Origin of the sequence: Sphingobacterium paramultivorum, from assembly GCF_014109745.1 — a bacterium.
GTDB classification, from domain to species: domain Bacteria; phylum Bacteroidota; class Bacteroidia; order Sphingobacteriales; family Sphingobacteriaceae; genus Sphingobacterium; species Sphingobacterium paramultivorum.
The window spans coordinates 5449236-5463899 of sequence record NZ_CP058555.1 but is presented as its reverse complement, the minus strand read 5'-3'; the positions used below and the strand labels follow the sequence as shown (position 1 = coordinate 5463899).

Genomic DNA, 14664 nt, shown 5'->3' with positions numbered 1-14664 from the left:
TGAGTTCGCAAGAAATCTGAAAGCTTCATTGCCTTAAAAATTTATATAATGAAAATAATTGCAATCGGTCGCAATTACATCGACCACGCGAAAGAGCTCAATAATCCAGTCCCCGAGAATCCCATTATATTTTTAAAACCTGATACTGCGGTATTAAAGGATAACAAAGATTTCTATTACCCGGAATTCTCCAAAAATATTCAGTTCGAAACCGAAGTTGTCCTCCGGGTCTGTAAAGAAGGAAAACATGTGACACCAAAATTTGCATCAACATACTTCGATGCAGTCGGTCTGGGGATTGACTTCACCGCAAGGGATGTACAGCAAGAACTAAAAGCAAAAAGCCTTCCCTGGGAATTGGCAAAAGCATTTGACCATTCTGCAGTGATCAGCAACTTGATTCCTAAAGAGGAGCTTGTGGATGTGAATTCGATTGATTTCTCCCTGCAGCAAAATGGGCAAACAGTTCAGCAGGGAAATACCAAGGACATGATTTTCTCCTACGAGGATCTGATTGTGTATACCTCCAAATTTATTACCCTCCGCAAAGGGGATCTCATTTACACAGGTACGCCTGTTGGTGTCGGTTCCGTTGCCATCGGCGATTTATTGGAAGGTTTCATCGGCGAACAGAAGATGTTTAGCTGTAAAATTAAATAAGTTGGGACATCCTATGACAAAAAAAAGAATAGCATTACTGGCCCTCCTCACTTGTATGACAGGTTTGAGCCAGGGACAAGATATTATCAAAAGCCGCAATTATCCACAAAATTATTTTGTACGGCCCATGGACATTGCGCCGCAGGCTTCAGGATCATTCGGCGAATTGCGCGCAACGCATTTCCATGGCGGGGACGATTATCGGACACAACAACGCATCAATATTCCTGTGCATGCAGCGGCGGAAGGTTTTGTATCCCGCGTCAGGGTACAGATAGGTGGTGGTGGTAATTATGTTTATATTGATCACCCAAATGGTTACACCTCGGTATACATGCACCTAGAGAGTTTCAATTCGGATCTTGCTAAAATCATCAAAGATGAGCAGTACAAGCAGAAACGTTTTGATGTCGATGTATTCCTCAAACCAAATCAGGTCCCGGTGAAAAAAGGCGAGTTTATTGCAAATTCGGGCAATACAGGTGGCTCTGCCGGTCCGCATCTTCATTTTGAAATCCGTGATACAAAAGCGCAGCTACCACTCAATCCACAATTGTTCGGACTGCTCTTTCCGGATGGTGTAAAACCGATCATCCGCGGCATGACGGTCTATGATTTAGGCTCCGAACTGTTTGATGAAAATACGCCCCGCAGACATCAAACGATCAAATCCGTTGGTAGCGGCAATTATAGTTTAGCAACAAACGCCCCCATCTCTGTGAATGGCACCTTTGGGCTAGGCATTAACACGGTTGATAAACGCAGTGGTATCTCATTTACGTATGGCGTCTACTCGATTGAACTTTTTTTGGACAACAAAAACATCAGTACGGTGCTGTTTGAATCAATCCCTTTTGACCAGACACGTGCGATCCAGTCTTACGTCGACTACCCTTACTTAAAAAAGTCCGGTGTACGCGTTCAAAAAAGTTTTAAAGATCCAAACAATCCGATCAACATCTATAAACATCTGGACAACCTGGGAAAAATCGAATTGAAAGATAATGAGGTCCATGATGTCAAATATGTTGTCAAGGATGTTCAAGGGAATATGAGCGAATTGAATTTTAAGGTGCACAACAACCCTTCACTTTCCATCAGCCGTACAGGTGCAACAGGCCTCAAAATGTTCCACTATGCTGACGAGAATAAATATGAAGCGGAGAATGCTCGGGTTTATATGAGCAAAAATATATTGTATGACGACCTTTACTTCAACTATTCGCAGGGAGCAAAACCTGCAAAAGGCTACTCGGCAATGCACTATATCCACAACGCTTATACACCGGTATTCGGATACTACAAACTCATGATCAAACCAGACTACAGCTTGTCTGAAAATCTTTATGACAAAGCTTTGATTGTTTCTTCCGACGGCGGAGCACAGGGAGGTAAATATGAGAACGGTTGGGTCGTGGCCAATGTTCGCGAGTTTGGCGGTTTTTATGTTGCTGTTGACACCATTGCACCGAATATTGTCACACGTAACCTGACCGACGGAAAGAATGTGAGTGGACAGCAATCCATTGACTTTACAATCAGCGACAATCTCTCTGGAATAGATACTTTTGACGCTTATATTGATGGAAAATGGGCCTTGATGAAATATGATCCTAAAACGAGACATATCTGGCACGACTTCGAACCCGACTTAAGCAGTGGCCGACATGAGTTTAAACTCGAAGTGAAAGACAATAAAGGAAATTTAAAGACATACGAAGCTTCTTTTATGAGGTAGCCCCCTAATTTTTGGCAATAAATCAGGGGGTTCAAGAGATTAATCGTATCTTAATCGACTAAATACAATGTAATATGGCAACACTAGAAATAGGACAGAAAGCACCGGATTTCAGTGCAAAAAATCAAAATGGTGAAACAGTCCATCTTTCAGATTTTAAAGGGAAAAAAGTTATTTTATATTTTTATCCAAAAGACAATACACCAGGCTGCACCACGGAGGCCTGCAATTTCAGAGACAATTATCAGTCTTTGAAAAAAGATGGTTTTGAAATCATAGGCGTAAGTGTGGACGGCGAGGCATCGCACCAAAAATTCATCAGCAAACATGAGCTTCCTTTTCAGCTGCTTGTAGATGAAGACAAGAGCCTTGTAGAGGCCTATGGTGTATGGGTCGAAAAGAACATGTATGGCAAAAAGTATATGGGCACAGCACGTACCACTTTTGTGATTGATGCAGATGGCATTATCGAGCATATCATCAAAAAAGTAGATAACAAAAATGCGTCTCAGCAGATCCGTGATTTAGGCATTTAAAGAATACCTCTTATCAAGAATCTTATATCTAAAATCTAAAACTAATATCTATATTTGCCACTTATGAGCAAACAGACAGACGACTTTTTCAAAAGTGTAGTATCACACGCGAAGGAATACGGTTTTGTATTTCAATCGAGCGAAATATATGACGGATTAAGTGCCGTCTACGATTACGGGCAATTAGGTTCGGAATTAAAAAACAACCTAAAGACTTATTGGTGGAAATCCATGGTGCAATTGCACGAAAACATTGTTGGTATTGATGCCGCAATTTTCATGCACCCTACGACATGGAAAGCCTCTGGTCACGTTGATGGCTTTAACGACCCGATGATCGACAATAAGGATTCAAAAAAACGTTACCGTGCTGATCAATTGATCGAAGATAAGATTGCACGTTATGAGGCAGATGGCAAGACAGCAGAAGCTGCTGTATTATTAGACGCTTTGAATACCGCATTGAATGCAGACGATTTAGCTGGACTAAAAACCATCATTGAAGAACATAATATCGTATGTCCGGTTTCAGGTACCAAAAATTGGACTGAAGTACGTCAATTTAATTTGATGTTTGCAACTCAGATGGGTGCTATGGCAGATGGAGCAGATCAAGTTTATCTTCGCCCTGAAACTGCACAAGGTATTTTCGTCAACTTCCTGAACGTTCAAAAGACAGGACGTATGAAAATTCCTTTTGGTATTGCACAAATTGGTAAAGCTTTCCGTAACGAAGTAATTGCACGTCAGTTTATCATGCGTATGCGTGAATTCGAGCAAATGGAAATGCAATTTTTCTGCCGCCCGGGTACTGAATTGGAATGGTATAACAAATGGAAAGAGACACGCTTGAAATGGCACTTGGCATTGGGCTTCGATCCTTCAAACTACCGTTACCACGATCACGATAAATTAGCGCATTACGCAAATGCTGCAGTTGATATTGAATTCAACTTCCCATTCGGATTCAAAGAAGTTGAAGGTATCCACTCGCGTACAGATTTTGACTTGAAACAACATCAGGAATTTTCTAAAAAGAAAATGCAATATTTTGATCCTGAAATCAATCAAAACTACATTCCATATGTAATTGAAACTTCAATTGGATTGGATCGCCTTTTCTTAACTGTATTATGTAACTCTTTGGTAACAGAAGATCTTTCTACGGCAGAAAAACAAGATTCTCGTGTTGTATTGAAATTTCCACCAGCATTGGCACCGGTAAAAGCTGCAATTTTACCATTGACCAAAAAAGATGGTTTACCAGAAAAAGCACGTGAGATCCTAAATACGTTAAAATTGGATTACAACGTTCAGTATGATGAAAAAGATGCCATTGGAAAACGTTACCGTCGTCAAGACGCAATCGGAACACCAATCTGTATCACAATCGATTACGATTCATTGGAAGACAACACCGTAACTATCCGTCACCGTGATACGATGGCACAGGAACGTGTTGCCATTGCCGATCTTGAAAAAATATTGAATGACTTGGCTGGTTGGAATACCTTGCTAAAAAAATTGATATAGCCAATCCGCTATCACAGAAAAGGTGTCCATTGCTGGACACCTTTTTGTTTTAATAGATGTAGGGCGGCTAGATGCTAAGTACAATAACTGTGCTAGTATTCTATCACAATATGATCGTCCCAATGTTCATTCTTCACGATCTGAAAACCCAAATTCCCATTGGCAGTCTCCAGCAATTTGCCCTTAAACTGTATTTGAACATTATTTCGGATTTCGCTTCCCAGTTCAAATGTACGCAGTAGTTGGCCGTCTTTGAAAACTCGAAACTGATACCGAATAGCCTTGTTATCGAGATAATAGCCCATAAATTGGTTGAACGAAAAACTTTGATCAGCTACCGTAAAATGTGGGACAACCGTCAATACACTTTTATCGAACTGATCACTACTTCGCGTCATAAAAGGATAATAATGAAATACAGGATGAAGTTGCTCCACCTGAATACTATCAATTGCGCTCAGATCTTCGCTGTCTGTAAAGGTCAACTTGACCTCACTGTAGATCCGGTTTAACTTCAGTACCCGCTCTAGCGCCCCCTTAACCTCAAAGGTATCCCGACCTGCAAACAACTCCGCAGATTGTTCAGAAAAAGCATTCGTAGCATAAAAGTGTTCAAAATCCACAGCCTCTGCCATAATCAGCGGCAATGTTGAATTTTTAGCAATCAGACTCAGGTAATAGGTTCCATTCGGCAATTCAACATCGAAAGTTTCCTGCGAATTAAGTACGCCCGATTTGATCATGGCCTTCGATTTTGCATCGAACACATGGTAGTAAAATTTGCTTGGTAAAGCCTGCGGCTTTACTTGCCCATAAATCATCAAGTTATCCATCTTAAAGGTACCCGTCGTTGGACTGTAGCCCACTCCACCGTCTCTGCTCCCGGCAAATAATGAGATTTTCAACCAAAGCTCTTTGCTGCTGCCAAGCGAAATATTTGCCAACGATGTACTTATTGGAATTTTAGCTGAAAGTTGCACATTCGGGGGATACCTGATTGTGTCCGAGAGCACTGAAAAACTATTTCCCATATCCAGGGAATAGCTCAACATGAGCGCTCTTGGTCCTGTACTCGAACTATTGCCATCAAACGTCCAGCTGCCTAAGGATTGAATACCTTTGGTAGGGATTTTAATTAGGATCTCTTTCCCGCCCTTAAAACTTATGGCTTTTCCCGTTGCAGGCCAACCGCCCAAAAAATCATAGTCTGTCTTTGCATTGTTGTAATCGATCAAAACAGCGGCATCGAGTGCAACTTCTGGAACAGTGTTGCTATTATCAAACGTCCAGTGGTACAGCAATTCGTTTTCGGAAGCAGCTCCGCCTAACGCAGCTCGTTTTGCCGTGGTTGATTGTTTTTTTAGAGGAGTAACAATCGCTTCAAAATCCTTGACTTTGAATTTTACCGCATGAATTGTTTCATCGTTTTCATCGGGAAGTTTTGCATGCTTTTTGCACGAAGGCATTGCGGCTAAAACCAGGATGAATACACATGAAAGAATTCCCCAAGTTGACTTGGATTTTCTTTTCATAAATATAAATGATTTATAAGTTAATTAACCGGCAGATTAAAATTAACTTATAAATCATTTCACTCCAATAGTGTAACTAAAAAATTACAATCGTTTTCTCGCTTTTGCAAGTTGTCTCTTTATCTATTTTTTGAACGTATATCTTTCCAGAAGAGGTTGTTAACTTCATTGTGAGCACATTATTTACCCCTGTTGGACGTACATACTCGCCATTAAATTCGTCCCATTCATAGATCGGATTACCTTCTTCATTCAACCAGATATAGTTATAACGCGCATCGACTTTATCCTTTACTGTCAATTGCACTGTGTTTTTCTTCTTGTCTATTTTAACATGAATATTCTTTGGCTTATCAATTTTGTCCAATATGTTGATGTAAACTTTTGTTTTCTCGGAAACCCGGTCATCCCAAATACCACGGACGAGGTATACTTTTGATTCCACAATATTTTGTAAAAAAATATTACTGCCCGTCTCTTCCCAAAATCCTGTGGCGGCATCATACCAGCGATATTCAAGTCCGGCAATAGGATGCTTCACTGTAAGCACCTGAGCACCACCATAACAGGTTTCCAATGTATCGCCCCATGTGGTCGATGGCTTCGCTAATTCAAGCAATTTTACCTGATTAAATGTCCACACAACCGAGTCTCGATGGTTGACATAGGATGGATTACGTAATAGATTTGTCGTATCCTGAATCATCACCTTCAACGTATTCGCTCCAACGCTTAGCATTCCCGGATCGAGGTAAATCGAATCAATGTCGGTCGCAATTGTTTGATCATTCAACAACCAGGACATTTTAAAGGTGTTCGGGGAAGGTTTTGCCAGACGTAGCGAAAACTTCTGAACACTATCTAAGGTAATCGGCTTATCGAGGGCAGGTTTTACCTGAATAAATGGACTTGACTTTTTCTTGATGGAAGCAACAAATTGCTCTTGACAAACGGGACAAAATGGAGCTACCAGGTATTGCATTTTACAATATTCATGTGGTCTAAACCAGTTAGAGGGCGAACCTTTACCACCATAAGAATAAATACCAACTCCGTCTTTTCCAAGCCAGTATTTCCAGGGGACCTGCTTTGCATCTGCCGATTGTGAGCGGTTTGCAGACTCAATAGCATATTGATTCCCAGCCCAATACTCATCCGCAAGCTGGGCAAAGGAATGTCCAATTTCGTGCACCGCGATGTCATTGCTCTTAAAATTAACAGTAGAAGTTGCCCATTTTCCTCCTGAACCACCATAAAATGGGGAATTGACCAACACAACGACCTGTGTATAATTTGGGGTATGCATTTTCAATACCTCTTCAATACGATCATTTTTCTGAGGTACAACCAAACGATGTAAACCACCATTGTCAAAGCTGCTTCCAAAAATCGTGTTCGGATGAGCAATCGGAACAGCATGATCCCGTGTAAACTTATTGTAACGTGGGGGATATTTACTCAGATCGGTTTCACCATGTACACAGTCACCCGCTTTGCAGTCGTGCACTGCACCAGATTCCTCGGAGATCGTACGAATAGCAAACACATTAAAAAAACTGCTGTATTGCTTGAAGGGTTCGATCGAGAAAAAATAGTTGGTAAACTGCTTGGCATCGGCAGCGTAATCATCCAGCTGTGCTTTGGTGTAACCGTCCCCCAAAATGACCAGATTGACAATATGCTTATCCGTTCCTTGGTATTGCAATGTATCAATCTTAAAAAGAGAAGATTGGGCCCGGAGCTGCAGCGCAGATATACATAAAACTATGAGTGCAATAAATAGATTTTTATTCATCGAATGGTTATCGTTAGAACTCAAAAATACCATTTTAGCACCTGCTATTTTTAAATTTTATTGACGAGTCTTTCTCCGATATTGTCAACAAAACCATTCTTCCGATTTCCGCGGAGGGGAGCCTACCAAAAATCAACGGGATGACGATCCTGCCATAGCTCGGAAATCTCCATAGACTATTCCATTAAACGGCATAGTAACATCCGCCAAACAGCCTAGTCGCGCATACGATGTTCCTGCACATATTCACTCGGCGAAAGTTTGGTTATTTTCTTGAACACCCGATTGAAATTGACAACATTGTTAAACCCTGTTTTAAAAGCGATATTAGAAACACTTTCCGAAGATTCGTCAATCAACATTTTACAGGCACGTTCAATCCGGATTTCATTGAGGAAGGTAACATAGGTTTTCCGGGTATGTTTCTTAAAATACTTGCAAAATGCGTGTGGCGTCATGTGTGCTACCGCAGCTATATCTTCCAAGGAAATTTTGTCTCCAAAATGCTGGAAAGTATATTGGAATATTTCATTGATTCGCAATCCTTCGGCATCTGAGAACTTCTTTTGTGGAATACCTGTATACAGCGAAGTCCATTGATCTACTTTTTTACTTAAAAAATTAATCAGCTTCACAAACGAGAGGAGACGATCTATGCCCGCACTCACGTTAATCTGTACAAATTTTTCTTTCAACGCGACAGAGTGCTCCGCATCCAATTTTTTACTGACGTTGATATGTTCCAGGAAATACTTGACATCATCGAATTCAGGAAAATCCAGAAAGGGTTTAAAATGTTCGTAGTCGAAAAAAATATGGATGGCATGAATGCCATCCCCTATATCTTCCCCCGTTTTGAACATATGCGGTTCATCCGCATCAACGATATAGATTTCGTCCTCTTCAAAACTATGTGTAAAGTTGCCAATCATAAAGGTTCCCCGCCCTTTCAGGATGTAGGTCAACTGAATTTCCTTGTGTCGGTGATAGTTGCTATAGAATGACGGCAGAATGTCTTCCTGCACACAAATAGATCCTTGGTAAACAACCGGAACTGTAAATTGAACGACTTTCATTACGTATTGAAATAACAAATATTAAACAGTTAATTCAAATGTAAGATTTTTTAAGACAATAATCGTTAATTTTTAGTAAGAAATTCCTTTACCTTCCCTAAAAACTGAGGCATTGCTGGATCCTCACCACTCAAGGATAAAATTTGGAAGGTCTGCGGATTTATCCATAGATAACTTGGCGTACGATCTATACCAAAATCATTTTCCATCGTTGCTTGGTCGTTATAATTCAAAAAATAGCTCTGCTTGCCTAGGGCGAGCTCTTTACTTGATTTGATCCATTTATCCAAATCCTTATCCAGCGAAAAATAGATAACCCTTACCCCCATAGCGTTCAACTGAGATTCTTTTTTCCGTAACATCACTATATCTGCCTTGCTATTTGTATTGGAAGTTCTCCAAAACGCGGCAATCAGCATTTTAGCTTTTGAAATATCCTTTAAATTCAAACTATCCCGCTCTACATTCATCGGGCTAATAGCAGGAAATACAGGCATATTTTCATAGAAGTCTTTCACCCTATCGACCTTTTCGCGGGCAAATTTAAAATAAGGATGCTTCTGCAAATCCGTATTAAAACTCAGCAATGCCGCATCGAATTTTTTATAATTCGTCTGATCCAAGGAGATGTATTTAAAAAAATAAGGCAATACTAAGGATGAACGGTGGGTACTATCGAGAATAAAATCGGCGTATAGTATGCGTGGATTAAATGCGGCATTGCCGCTTAAGCGCTGTATTTCATCCACTGCTTTTTCATAGGAACCATCATTTCTTGCAGCCATCGAAGGCAACTGGCTCTCCAACTGCCTTACCCGTTGGCTTTTATTTGCCGTTCTATTTTTTTCCTCCTCCTCACGCTGTTTGTAGTTCGCATTGAACTGTATGAAATCCTTGGCATTCTGCGAAGAGGTTGTCAAGGTAAACTTGCCCTGATTTTCACTCAAATCATAGTCACTCCCGCCTTCGACAAATAATGTATAGGCCTCCATACCCTTTATCTGAATATCATAAAATCCGGCCATGGCTAGTTCGCCTTCCAAAACAAATTGCCCATTGGCAACCGGCGTTTTTACAAATTGCTGCAGTTTATTATCGTGATCGACGAGGCTCACCTGAGTCCCGTCCGCGGCAGTGGTTTTTCCAGTTATCTTATAGCTAAAGCTATTCAACAAGGCGGCTGTCTTCGCCGATTCGGACTTTTGGGTACAGGCTGTCGTCCCCAAGGCCAGCACAGAAATCAAGCAAAAATATTTAACGAACTTCATAATCTTTATAGTTTCCGTTTTCAAATAGACGAAGCTTTCCTTTTTTACCTTTAATCTGCAAGGCGGAAACCTTTCCATTTTCCCATTTGATGTCTACGGTATAGTTTCCACGGGTTTTAAGTCCCTTAACTTCACCCTTTGACCAGGCTTTGGGTAGAGCAGGTAATAGATGGATATAACCATTGTGACTCTGTATCAACATCTCGGCAATGCCGGCTGCGCCGCCGAAGTTTCCGTCTATCTGAAAAGGCGGATGCGCACAGAACAAATTAGGGTAGGTACCTGCCCCGACTCCCTGATAGGTTGTTTCATTGGTAAAAGCGGGTTTAAGCAACTGCCTTAGAATTTCGAGTGCATGATCACCATCCTGTAATCTCGCCCAAAACAATATTTTCCAGGCTCTAGACCAGCCGGTTCCTTCATCGCCACGTACAGCTAAAGTCTTACGTGCTGCGTCAGCCCATTCAGGTGTTGTCTGTGGCGAGATAAATGCCGCGGGATACAGACCATATAAATGTGATACATGTCGATGTTTAGGTTCAACTTCCTGATAGTCCTCTAGCCATTCCATCACGCGCCCCGATGGGCTAACGACTACCGGCGGAGGGATATCCTTCAGCTTCGCTTTCAAGGCGCCGGCAAAACTATCGTTCGTCGCAAGGATAGAATCAGCTTTGATCACCGCCTGGTATAACTCCCGTACGATCTGGTTATCAATAGTAGGTCCCATTACAACCGCAGCAACTTTTCCATTGGCCATTCGGAAAGCATTTTCCGGCGACACCGACGGTGAAGTGACCCACCATCCTGTTTTAGGGTCCTGAACCAATGTATGATCGTAAAACTCAGCCGCTCCTTTGAGTATCGGATAAATCTCTTTGAGGTAATCTTTATCCTCCGTGAACAGATAATGTTCCCAGAGATGGTTACATAGCCAGCCCGATGCCGTACTGGCTCCCCAGGAAGCCTGCTCACCCGGAGCGGAATAGCCCCAGATATTCGTCATCATATAGACCACCCAACCCGGTGCGTTATAGTAAGCCTTTGCTGTCTGCTCGCCAGTTTTTGCAATCCGCTTTATCATTTCAATAAAAGGCTTATGATATTCGCTCAGGTTATTGACCTCCACGCCCCAATGATTCATCTGTGCATTGATATTGAGATGATAGTCACCATTCCAAGGTGTATTGATCTGATTAGCCCATAGTCCCTGCAGATTTGGCGGCAGAGAATTTGTATTTTTAGGAGCAGCACTTGAAATATTCAAATACCTTCCATACTGATAATAAATCGTGGCCAGATCAGGGTCCTGAACTGGATTTTTATAGAAATTGGCAATCCGTTCATTAGTAGGGATAGCGTTATTCGCCGTATTTCCAAACAAATTAAGATTTACCCGATTAAAGATTTTTTGATAGGCAGCAAGATGGTTTTTATATATTTTCTGTTCGTCAGCAGTTTTTGCTGCTGCAACAGCCGCTTTGACAACAGGTAAAGGATCCTTCCCATAATAGGAAGTACTTGCTGAGAAATAGACCGTGAGACCGCCTTTTGCAGACAGCTCTAAGGTTTTATCCTTTTTGCTGATCTGCAGATTTTTACCTTTAACCTGAATTAATCCAACGAATTTCAGATTTTTACCTCCCTTTCCATCAGGCAAAGACCCCTCGATCAGAATCCCATCGTCCAACAAGGTATAACGGTCAATATTTTCCTGGCGCTGAAATGATATACCTAACTGCTGTACCTCATCTTTATGTTGACTCAATTGGATAACACCTACATTATTGTCAAAAGAAGTATAATAACGACGTTGGACCTGTTGTCCGTTGATCTTGAATGAAGTTTGTGCCGAGGCCGTCGCTAAGTCCAAGGAACGCTTGTAATCTTGGATCGTTCCAGCGGGCAATTTATAATCCAGCAAAAGGTCGCCGAATAGCTGATAACAGCCATAGGGAACCTTTGCACCATTACCAAAACCGGACCCCTTGCCTTTGGTCACAAAAGTTTCATTGACCAGTTTTTCGGCTTCATCATTTTTACCTGCTTTAAGCAGTGCCTGAATAGCTTCAACATTTTTGTAGGCTTCATAATTATTGGGATCTTCTGGACTGCCCGACCACATACTGATCTCGTTGAGCACGATCTTTTCCTGACTAGGATTTCCATCTGGCATCATGCCGATGAGTCCGTTTCCTAATGGCAGAGTTTCTTCCCAAACCTTAGCGGGCTTATTATACCAAAGTACGAGTGGATTTTGTTGGGCAAAAAGCAACGTGGTATGACATATACATACCACGATAAACATTAAAAATTTATTTGCCATACAATTCAAGTTCCGCTATGGCTAATTCATTGCCGTCGATAAATTGTTTTGGTTCAAATTTGATAAACTTGGTTGCGTTGTTTGTATCAAAAAACACCTGTTGCAAAATTGGATTTGCCTTAATATTGGAAAACTCGCCCTCTTTAACAAGGGTCCATGTTTTCCCGTCGGTACTGGTTGAGATTTTATAATGTGTTGGTGTCCCTATGTTCTTTCCATCCTGACGAGGAAGGAAGCCGATACCAGAAACAGGTTTTTCTGTAGCGACAACGATTACACCTTGATCGGCAACAGTCGCAAAAGTACTTGGTTTTCCGTCAGATATATAAGCATTATTATTAGATCTACCTGTCGAAATCTTAAATCCGGTCAGCTTTTTCACCTCTTTGGTATTAAATGCAAAGGGCTCGTTATACTCCTTGAACAATCCAAAATCACTGAGCGTAATCGCTACAGGAGCATAAACATGAAGACGTAATTTACTTGCAGTTTGAGGTTGCTCGAGTTTGATGAGTCGGTTTGCGCCGATACTTGTTGCTTTGGCCAAAGGCTTCCAGCTGTTATTTTCCCAACGTTCAATCGAAACACTATCGATACGTTGTCCCAACTTAATATTCTCTCTCAACTGAATAAGATCGAACTTCGCTGGGGATTTTAATTTTATTTCCAATGTTGCCGATGTTTTGGAATCGTCTGTTGCCCAATAGCTATAGCGATCATTATCGGTAATAAATGAAGTCCCATAGGATTTTGAATCACCATTACGGACATTGGATGCCGTGATGGTTGCTCCCTTAGCCAGATTTGTACGGAAAGTTTCCTTCACTTTTTTTCCAAAAGCCTGCAGCGACGTCACATCATTCTCATGTAATGTACCAGAAGGCATCGGTGCTAAGCCAAGATTCATGCATGCTCCTCTTCCAACGGATTTTAAATAGATCTCAAAAAGCTGATTTGGTGTTTTTACACGACTATCTTGTTCTTCATGATAAAACCATCCCGGACGTTGCGGCACGTCACATTCAGCAGGTATCCAATATTTACCATTACGGTCGCCTGTTTCGGCATTATGTGATTCTGTTGCTCCAGGTACAGCGACTTTTCCATTTAAGCCAATCGGCGTAAATGTTGCCCATGATGTTTCGGCAGCAAATCCTTTTTCATTACCCACCCAACGCATATCGGGACCGATATCTGAGAAAATAACGGCTTCAGGCTGTAATTTACGCACGATAGGCCAGGTTTTTTCATGCCACTCATAGTAAGTTGTTCGATCAATAATACGCTTCCCTTCATGGCCACCATAAAAGCCATCACCTCCATTTGCTCCGTCATGCCAGGATGTAAACAAAGGGCCATAATTGCTCATCAATTCAGTCAGCTGCTGTCTGTAGGCTTCAGCATAGGCCGGAGTACCATAACGTTCATCGTGACGATCCCAAGCAGAAAGATATACACCAAATTTCATCCCATTTCGATGGGTCGCTTGCATAAAATCTTTAACCATATCACCTTTTCCATTTTCCCATGGTGAAGAAGCGATACTATAGGATGTTGTCTTGGTTGGCCACAAACAAAATCCGTCATGGTGCTTCGCTACACTAATTAGGCCCCTGAAACCTCCTGCTGCAGCTGCCTTAGCAATTTGATTTGCATCAAAAGCCGAAGGATTAAACAACGAGGGCTGTGCATCACCATAACCCCACTCCTTATTTTGGAAAGTTGTCGGCGTATAATGAATCAAACAATACGTTTCCATCTCTTGCCACTTTAATTGACGCTCGGTTGGCAGAGCCCCGTAAGCTTTTAAAGTATCTGATTTGGCTACAGGCCCGCTGGAAAGTAAAATGGAGGATAACAAGATTGTCAACATAGTCTATATTTATGTGCTAGAAAATTAGGTTGTAAAGCTCTAAGATAAGAAGTTTTGCAAAATGCTGTATGTAACATTTGCGTACAAAACCGACCGATGCTCAGCTCCAATAGGATTTATCCCTAGGTCAAATCGTATTCTTTGTTCAAATCAATCGATTGATTAAAACAAGAATTCCAATTTATCAATGGTACTATTTACAGCCAATTATTTAACTTTTCGTATACCGGCATAAGCGATTTTTTATCTTCAACACCAAAGAAAAACATGCTGTACCTCGATTGATATGCTATATCAACACAAAACTGTTCTTTTTTCACCCTAATT

The 14664-nt window shown here is 41.3% G+C and carries 10 protein-coding genes; 4 read left to right on the top strand and 6 right to left on the bottom strand.

Annotated features, from left to right (window positions below):
• Nucleotides 1-48 precede the first annotated feature (48 nt).
• The 4 genes from HS960_RS22735 to HS960_RS22720 all read left to right on the top strand — a co-directional run bounded on the left by HS960_RS22735 (nt 49) and on the right by HS960_RS22720 (nt 4467).
• The gene (locus tag HS960_RS22735) at nt 49-660 is read left to right on the top strand and encodes a fumarylacetoacetate hydrolase family protein (protein WP_182330678.1); all 612 of its coding nucleotides are present in this window, start codon (nt 49-51) and stop codon (nt 658-660) included.
• A 13-nt stretch (nt 661-673) separates the two neighbouring features.
• Entirely contained in the window at nt 674-2398 is a 1725-nt protein-coding gene (locus tag HS960_RS22730; protein WP_228280111.1) for a M23 family metallopeptidase, read from the top strand.
• A gap of 74 nt (nt 2399-2472) precedes the next feature.
• A complete protein-coding gene (gene bcp, locus HS960_RS22725) occupies nt 2473-2934 on the top strand; it encodes a thioredoxin-dependent thiol peroxidase (RefSeq protein WP_153844294.1) in 462 nt (153 codons plus the stop codon).
• Nucleotides 2935-2997: 63 nt separating this feature from the next.
• Nucleotides 2998-4467 (top strand): glycine--tRNA ligase, encoded by a 1470-nt coding sequence (locus HS960_RS22720; RefSeq protein WP_153844295.1) that lies wholly within the window; start codon nt 2998-3000, stop codon nt 4465-4467.
• Between the two features lie 92 nt (nt 4468-4559).
• On the opposite strand, the gene HS960_RS22715 is transcribed toward HS960_RS22720, so the two are convergent.
• From HS960_RS22715 to HS960_RS22690, 6 genes are all read right to left on the bottom strand, one after another.
• Nucleotides 4560-5999: a hypothetical protein gene (locus HS960_RS22715; RefSeq protein ID WP_159727379.1), complete on the bottom strand. Its 1440-nt coding sequence runs from the start codon at nt 5997-5999 to the stop codon at nt 4560-4562.
• Between the two features lie 76 nt (nt 6000-6075).
• The gene (locus HS960_RS22710) at nt 6076-7794 is read right to left on the bottom strand and encodes a M64 family metallopeptidase (RefSeq protein ID WP_182330677.1); all 1719 of its coding nucleotides are present in this window, start codon (nt 7792-7794) and stop codon (nt 6076-6078) included.
• A gap of 215 nt (nt 7795-8009) precedes the next feature.
• On the bottom strand, nt 8010-8870 hold the full coding sequence (locus HS960_RS22705; RefSeq protein ID WP_153844298.1) for a helix-turn-helix domain-containing protein: 861 nt from the start codon (nt 8868-8870) through the stop codon (nt 8010-8012).
• 65 nt (nt 8871-8935) lie between these two features.
• The gene (locus tag HS960_RS22700) at nt 8936-10138 is read right to left on the bottom strand and encodes a DUF4369 domain-containing protein (protein WP_153844299.1); all 1203 of its coding nucleotides are present in this window, start codon (nt 10136-10138) and stop codon (nt 8936-8938) included.
• Nucleotides 10125-12464 (bottom strand): glycoside hydrolase family 95 protein, encoded by a 2340-nt coding sequence (locus HS960_RS22695; RefSeq protein WP_153844300.1) that lies wholly within the window; start codon nt 12462-12464, stop codon nt 10125-10127. The genes HS960_RS22700 and HS960_RS22695 overlap by 14 nt, the downstream gene beginning before the upstream one ends.
• Complete coding sequence (locus HS960_RS22690) at nt 12454-14337, bottom strand: alpha-L-fucosidase (protein WP_153844301.1); 1884 nt, start codon at nt 14335-14337, stop codon at nt 12454-12456. Before HS960_RS22690 ends, HS960_RS22695 begins: the two co-directional genes overlap by 11 nt.
• Between the last annotated feature and the right edge of the window lie 327 nt (nt 14338-14664).

Excerpts from the sequence above, each read along its gene's own strand:
- HS960_RS22735 (WP_182330678.1), top strand. The coding sequence starts at position 49 with ATGAAAATAATTGCAATCGGTCGCAATTACATCGACCACGCGAAAGAG.
- HS960_RS22730 (WP_228280111.1), top strand. The coding sequence starts at position 674 with ATGACAAAAAAAAGAATAGCATTACTGGCCCTCCTCACTTGTATGACA.
- bcp (WP_153844294.1), top strand. The coding sequence starts at position 2,473 with ATGGCAACACTAGAAATAGGACAGAAAGCACCGGATTTCAGTGCAAAA.
- HS960_RS22720 (WP_153844295.1), top strand. The coding sequence starts at position 2,998 with ATGAGCAAACAGACAGACGACTTTTTCAAAAGTGTAGTATCACACGCG.
- HS960_RS22715 (WP_159727379.1), bottom strand. The coding sequence starts at position 5,999 with ATGAAAAGAAAATCCAAGTCAACTTGGGGAATTCTTTCATGTGTATTC.
- HS960_RS22710 (WP_182330677.1), bottom strand. The coding sequence starts at position 7,794 with ATGAATAAAAATCTATTTATTGCACTCATAGTTTTATGTATATCTGCG.
- HS960_RS22705 (WP_153844298.1), bottom strand. The coding sequence starts at position 8,870 with ATGAAAGTCGTTCAATTTACAGTTCCGGTTGTTTACCAAGGATCTATT.
- HS960_RS22700 (WP_153844299.1), bottom strand. The coding sequence starts at position 10,138 with ATGAAGTTCGTTAAATATTTTTGCTTGATTTCTGTGCTGGCCTTGGGG.
- HS960_RS22695 (WP_153844300.1), bottom strand. The coding sequence starts at position 12,464 with ATGGCAAATAAATTTTTAATGTTTATCGTGGTATGTATATGTCATACC.
- HS960_RS22690 (WP_153844301.1), bottom strand. The coding sequence starts at position 14,337 with ATGTTGACAATCTTGTTATCCTCCATTTTACTTTCCAGCGGGCCTGTA.